Source organism: Stenotrophomonas capsici, assembly GCF_034961085.1.
GTDB classification, from domain to species: Bacteria; Pseudomonadota; Gammaproteobacteria; order Xanthomonadales; family Xanthomonadaceae; genus Stenotrophomonas; species Stenotrophomonas capsici.
In genome coordinates this window covers 1-5,844 of record NZ_JAYFUH010000136.1, presented here as the reverse complement: position 1 = coordinate 5,844, position 5,844 = coordinate 1, and the positions used below count along the sequence as shown (strand labels likewise).

Annotated in this window: 5 protein-coding genes and 1 pseudogene; 3 read left to right on the top strand and 3 right to left on the bottom strand. The window is 70.1% G+C overall.

Annotated features, from left to right (window positions below):
• The 3 genes from hemH to VA603_RS10150 form a co-directional block, all read left to right on the top strand.
• The coding region (hemH, locus tag VA603_RS10160; protein ID WP_323438736.1) for a ferrochelatase at positions 1-563 on the top strand (563 nt) is incomplete at its 5' end.
• Positions 560-1,423 carry an alpha/beta fold hydrolase gene (locus VA603_RS10155; protein WP_132863997.1) on the top strand — a complete coding sequence of 288 codons (864 nt, stop codon included), beginning with the start codon at positions 560-562 and terminating at the stop codon, positions 1,421-1,423. The genes hemH and VA603_RS10155, both read left to right, overlap by 4 nt.
• Before the next feature lie 292 nt (positions 1,424-1,715).
• The gene (locus tag VA603_RS10150) at positions 1,716-3,524 is read left to right on the top strand and encodes a methyl-accepting chemotaxis protein (RefSeq protein WP_323438735.1); all 1,809 of its coding nucleotides are present in this window, start codon (positions 1,716-1,718) and stop codon (positions 3,522-3,524) included.
• Positions 3,525-3,738: 214 nt separating this feature from the next.
• Here VA603_RS10150 and VA603_RS10145 read toward each other — a convergent pair whose 3' ends face one another.
• From VA603_RS10145 to VA603_RS10135, 3 genes and pseudogenes are all read right to left on the bottom strand, one after another.
• The gene (locus tag VA603_RS10145; protein ID WP_323438734.1) at positions 3,739-4,533 is read right to left on the bottom strand and encodes a YgjP family zinc-dependent metalloprotease; all 795 of its coding nucleotides are present in this window, start codon (positions 4,531-4,533) and stop codon (positions 3,739-3,741) included.
• Positions 4,534-4,587: 54 nt separating this feature from the next.
• Positions 4,588-5,496, bottom strand: a complete 909-nt coding sequence (locus tag VA603_RS10140; RefSeq protein ID WP_132864001.1) for a recombination-associated protein RdgC — start codon at positions 5,494-5,496, stop codon at positions 4,588-4,590.
• 92 nt (positions 5,497-5,588) lie between these two features.
• A pseudogene (locus VA603_RS10135) lies at positions 5,589-5,844 on the bottom strand (tRNA 2-thiocytidine(32) synthetase TtcA); the annotation flags it as partial.

Genomic DNA, 5,844 nt, shown 5'->3' with positions numbered 1-5,844 from the left:
CCACCACCACCGCCTCGGTCGAGGACGTGGTGCTGCAGTGGCAGCAGCGCCACCCGAAGGTGAAGGTGCAGCTGGTCCGCGACTACGCCGAAGACCCGCAATGGGTCGCCGCCGTGGCCGCGTCCATCACCGCCTACTGGCAGCAGCACGGCCGCGCCGAAAAGCTGGTGTTTTCCTTCCACGGCATCCCGCAGCGCCTGGCCGACGCCGGCGACCCCTACCCGCAGCGCTGCGAAGCCAGCGCCCGTGCCATCGCCGCCGCGCTGGGCCTGTCCGACGAGGCCTGGACGCTGGCCTACCAGTCACGCTTCGGCCGCGAACGCTGGCTGCAGCCGTATGCCGAGCCCACCCTGTGGGCCATGGCCGAGCGCGGCGTCCGCCAGATCGACGTGGTCTGCCCGGGCTTCGCCACCGACTGCCTGGAAACGCTGGAGGAAGTCGCGCTCGGCTTCACCGCCACCCTGGCCGAACGCGGCGCGACCATGCGCTACATCCCCTGCCTCAACGACAGTGCCGCCCATGCCCGTGCCCTGGCGGCACTGGCCACGGCGCAGACGGCATGAGTGCCACCGCGTTCGAACTGCGGGTCGACGGGCAACGCCTGGCCGGCCTGCGCAGCGGCACCCCGGGCGGGCTGAAGGTGCTGGCCCTGCATGGCTGGCTCGACAACGCCGCCAGCTTCCTGCCCCTGGCCGCCCACCTGCCGACGCTGGACCTGGTGATGATCGACCTGCCCGGCCACGGCTTCAGCGAGCACCTGCCGCTGACCACGCCGTACACCACGCCGCAGGCCATCGTGCACACCCTGGCCATCGCCGATGCGTTGGGCTGGGACCGTTGCGTGCTGCTCGGCCACTCGATGGGCGCGGCCATCGCCAGTCTGGTCGCGGCGGTGGCCGGTGAGCGCGTGCAGGCGCTGGTATCGATCGAGGCACTGGGCGGGTTGGCCGCGCCGGCCACCGAGACCGTGCAGCGCCTGCGCACCTTCGTCACCGCCGCGTCCAGGCTCGATGACAAACAGCTGCGCGTGTTCCCCGACCTGGCCACGCCGGTGCGGGCGCGGATGATGGTCAACCAGCTCAGCGAGACCTCGGCGCGGCTGCTGGTCGAGCGCGGGGTCAAGCCGGTCGATGGCGGCTGGAGCTGGCGCAGCGACCCGCGCCTGATGCTGCCCACCGCCGTGCGCATGACCGAGGACCAGGTACGGGACGTGGTCAGCGCCATCAGCTGCCCGGTGCAGGTGATCTATGCCACGCCGGCGCAGGACTACTTCCCCGAACCGCAGCGCAGCCAGCGCGCCGCGCTGTTGCCCGACGGTCGCCTGCACAGCCTGCCTGGCCACCACCACGTGCACATGGACCAGCCGGCCGCGGTGGCGGCGATCATCGAGCGCTTCATCGCCGGTTTGCCCGACGCCAGCTGAATCCCGGCACCGCAATACGGCCTTGGTCTGGTTCAGAGGCCCGTGGCGCCGCCGCTAACGGGGTTACGACCGTTACAGGGAATGAAGTAACGCAGGCCCGCGATGGGCCCTGCGCGTCCGATCGCAGCATGCTTTCCCGCCTTTCCCGCCGCGGCCCCCTGTTCCCGGGCCGGATCCTCCCGCGCACCGCTGCCGGCCACGCCGGCCGCGCGCCTGCGCGTGCGGGCCGGCAACGGCCGCTGTGATCGTCCATCCCGTCGTCCTTCCCCCGATTGCCTGACCCGGAGTTGCCATGCATCCACGTCCCCACCCCGTCGCCCAGCCCCCCGATCCGTCCGCACTGCAGCTGGCCTGGGCAGGCCAGCGCGGCACGCTGTTGGCGGCGCTGGTCCTGTGCGTGGCCACCGTCGCGATCGCGGCGTGGTCGCGGCAATGGCTGCTGCTGGTGCTCTGCCTGTGCGGGTTGCCGTTGCTGACGGTCACGTTGCTGCGCCCGCTGCGGGCCCTGGGCGATACACCAGCCAGCCTGCGCGCGCAGCTGGATGCGGTTGCCGGCGACGGCACTGGCATTGGCACCACACGCACGCTGGCCGCCAGCGTGGCGGCGCTGCAGGCACGCGTGCAGCAGCGCTGGCAGCAGGAGCAGGCCATGCACCAGGAGAACGCGCAGATCCGCGCGTCGCTGGACACCTCGCGCACCGGCATGATGATCGCCGACAACGACCACATCATCCGCTACGTGAACCGCTCGGTGGTGGCGCTGCTGCGCAACCAGCAGGACACCCTGCGCAAGGCCTTCCCGGATTTCGACGTGGACACGCTGGTGGGCAGCAGCATCCACCGCTTCCACGCCAACCCGGCGCGCATCCGCGGCATCCTCGACCAGCTGCGGCAGCCCCACAACGGCCGCATCCAGATCGGCGGCGTGCATTTCAGCCAGGTGGTCACGCCGGTGTTCAACGCCGACGGCAGCCGCAGCGGCTTCGCGGTGGAGTGGCACGACCGCACCCAGGAGCTGCAGCTGGAGAACAGCGTGGCCGGCATCGTCGCCGCGGCCAACGCCGGCGACCTGGGCAAGCGCCTGCAGCCGGTGGCCGAGGCCGGCTTCATCCAGACCCTGACGCTGGGCATCAACCAGCTGCTGGACACGCTGGCCGGCACCACCGGCCAGGTCCGCGCGATGCTGGCCGCCCTGGCCGAAGGCGACCTGGACCACCGCATCACCGGCGAGCATGCCGGTGACTTCGAGGCGATGAAGAACGATGCCAACCTGACCGCCGAGCGGCTGGCGGCGATCATCGACCAGATCAAGCACTGCTCGCAGGCCATCACCGTCGCCGCCGGCGAGATCGCCAGCGGCAACGACGACCTGTCCCGGCGCACCGAGCAACAGGCGGCCAGCCTGGAGGAAACCGCCGCCTCGATGGAGGAGCTGACCTCGACCGTGCGCGAGAACGCCGAATCCGCCCGCGATGCCAACCGGCTGGCGATCGGCGCGGCCGGCGTGGCCGAGCGCGGCGGCCAAGTGGTCGGCCAGGTGGTCAGCACCATGCAGGCCATCGAGCAGGCTTCGCATCGGATCGCCGAGATCATCTCGGTGATCGACGGCATTGCCTTCCAGACCAACATCCTGGCGCTGAACGCCGCGGTGGAAGCGGCGCGCGCCGGCGACCAGGGCCGTGGTTTCGCCGTGGTCGCTTCGGAGGTGCGCTCGCTGGCACAGCGCTCGGCCACCGCCGCGCGCGAGATCAAGGGCCTGATCGAGGATTCGATGGGCAAGGTGGACGACGGCGCCCGCCTGGTCACCCAGGCCGGCAGCACGATGGACGAGATCGTCACCGCGGTGAAGGAGGTCACCGACCTGATGGCGCGCATCGCCGCCGCATCGCAGGAGCAGAGCGTGGGCATCGAGCAGGTCAACCACACCGTGACCCAGATGGACGAGACCACCCAGCAGAACGCGGCGCTGGTGGAGGAAGCCAGCGCGGCGGCGCGTTCGATGGAGCAGCAGGCCGAGGCATTGGCCGGCGCGGTGTCGGTGTTCCGCTATGCGGATGCCGGCGAGGTGCGCGGGCGGTCCCCGCAGCGGCGTATTGCCTGACCCACGCGCCGGTACGAAGCGTGGGAGCCGGGAGGGCGTACGGGCTCCCGGGGTTTATCGGGAAAGCCCCCAAAGCACCCCTCCCCAACCCTCCCCTGCTGCGCACGGGAGGGGGTAGAAGCAGCATGGCTGCCATCTGTCACATCGCGTGGACCACCCCCTCCCTTGCGCAGCAGGGGAGGGTTGGGGAGGGGTAAGCCCTTCGCCTTCGCCCCTACGCCCGTACCTGCAACAACTGGTGCAGCGTGCCCTTCAAGCGCCGCCCTTCCAGCCGCAGGTAATCGCGCTCCTGCTCCCAGTGCGGGAAGCGCGCCTGGACCTCGGCCCAGAACGCCGGCGAGTGGTTGGCCTGAAGCAGGTGGCAGAGCTCGTGCACCAGCACGTACTCGAAGGCCGAGGGCCGGCCCAGCACCAGCGCCAGGTCCAGCGCCATCGAACCGTCCGGCGCCAGCGAGCCCCATTGCGAGGACATCACCTTCAGCCGCAGCCGCGCCGGCGCGCGCGCCAGCCCCGGCAGGTACTTCGGCAGCCACTGGCCGACGTCGGCGCGGGTCTGGGCTTCGTAGAACTCGCGCAATGCACGACGCAAGGCCGCTTCCCCGGCACGCGCGGACAGCTGGATATGCGCCCCGGCCTCGTCCACTTCGATGCGGGTGAAGCGCCCGTCTTCCCAATGCACCGGCAGCAATGCACCACGCAGCGGCAGCACGCCGGGCTCGCGCAGCAACAGTGGCGGCGCCAGCAGGCCATCGTCGCTGAAACGCGCCAACTGCTGCTGCAGCCATTGCCGGTTGGCCTGCAGGAAACGCTCGCCGGAGACCAGGCTCGCGCGCGTGGGCAAGGTCAAGCGCGCGCCACGTTCATCCACGCTGAGCTTGAGCCGGCGCGCACGCGGGTCGCGCACGCGCAGCACCTCGATCTCGGCCGCGTCATCCAGGCGCAGGCGCACCGTGTCGCGCTGGATACCCGGCGCGGTGGGGGCGATCAGACGGCGAAGCAGGCGGGCCATGGCCACAGCATAGACCCGGCCGGGTTACCGCGCCGGGACGACGCCGGTTCCGGTTCAGCTGTCGGCCTTGCTCAGCTTGAACGCCTTTTCCAGCAGCAGGAACAGGCGGCGGATTTCACCGCTCTGCAGCGCGAAGCGCGCATCCAGCTCGGCACGGCGGCCGTCCTCGTCGATGTGCTCGAGCTGGTCCAGCGCACCGTCCAGGAACTTGAGCTTGCGCACGATCAGGTCGTCGCCGAGCACGAAGGACAGGTTGTCCTCGAACACCAGCGCCAGCTTGGTGACCTGCTTGCCGGCGTCCAGGTGCTTGTCGATCTCGTCGCAGCGCAGTTCCTGGTGCTGGCACTTGACCACCGCGCCCCCCTCCACCGGGTCCTTCATCTCGCACTCTTCGCCCAGGCTCAGGCCCTCGGGCAGCGGCTCACCGGCGATCCACGCGGTCAGGATCGAACGCGGCGCCACTTCGGCGTTCAGCGGCATCGCCGGGAAGCTGCCGAGCATGCCGCGGATGTCGCTCATCACGTTCTCGCCGGTCTTGCGGCTGGAGCTGTCCACCGCGACGTAGCCGTGCTCCAGGTCCAGCAAGGCATCGGTGCGCGAGCTCTTGACGAAGGCACGCGGCAGCAGCTCGTGCAGCAGGTCGTCCTTCATGCGCTTGCGCTCGCGGCCACCGGGCTTGCGGCCTTCCTTCTCCTCGATCTCCTCCAGCTTGCGCGCCAGCAGGTCGTTGACCACCACGCTCGGCAGGATCTTCTCCTCGCCGCCGACGGTCAGCCACAGCGCATCGCCGATGCGGTGCGAGAACACGTTCTTCTCGTCACGGCCGAACGGCGAGATGAAGCCGCGCGAGGTCATTTCCAGCGCGCCGACCGGCTTGAGCACCACGTGCGGCAACAGCGTGTCGACTTCGGAGAAATCAATGGAAGTGGGGAAGCGGAACAGCGTCAGGTTCTTGAAAAACATGAATTGGAAGCCGGAAAAGGAAAGAGGGAAAACGGGAATGCAACAGACGGCGGCGGGGCCGGACCAGGCCCGACCTGCGGGGCATCAGGGGATCAGGGGTCCGCGGGCTCCGGACCCTGCTCGCCGCCGGCAAGCCACGCATGCGCGTCCGGCAGCGGGGCTTCGTCGCGGCGCCCCAGCGCCATGAAGTCGAACAGCCGCGGGTCGGCCAGCTGCGAGGGCCGGACATCGCCCAGCGCGCGCGCGATCTGCTCGATGCGGCCGGGGTGGTCCTTCTCCCATTGTTTCATCATCAGCCCGACCTGCTTGCGCTGCAGGTTCTCCTGGCTGCCGCACAGGTTGCACGGG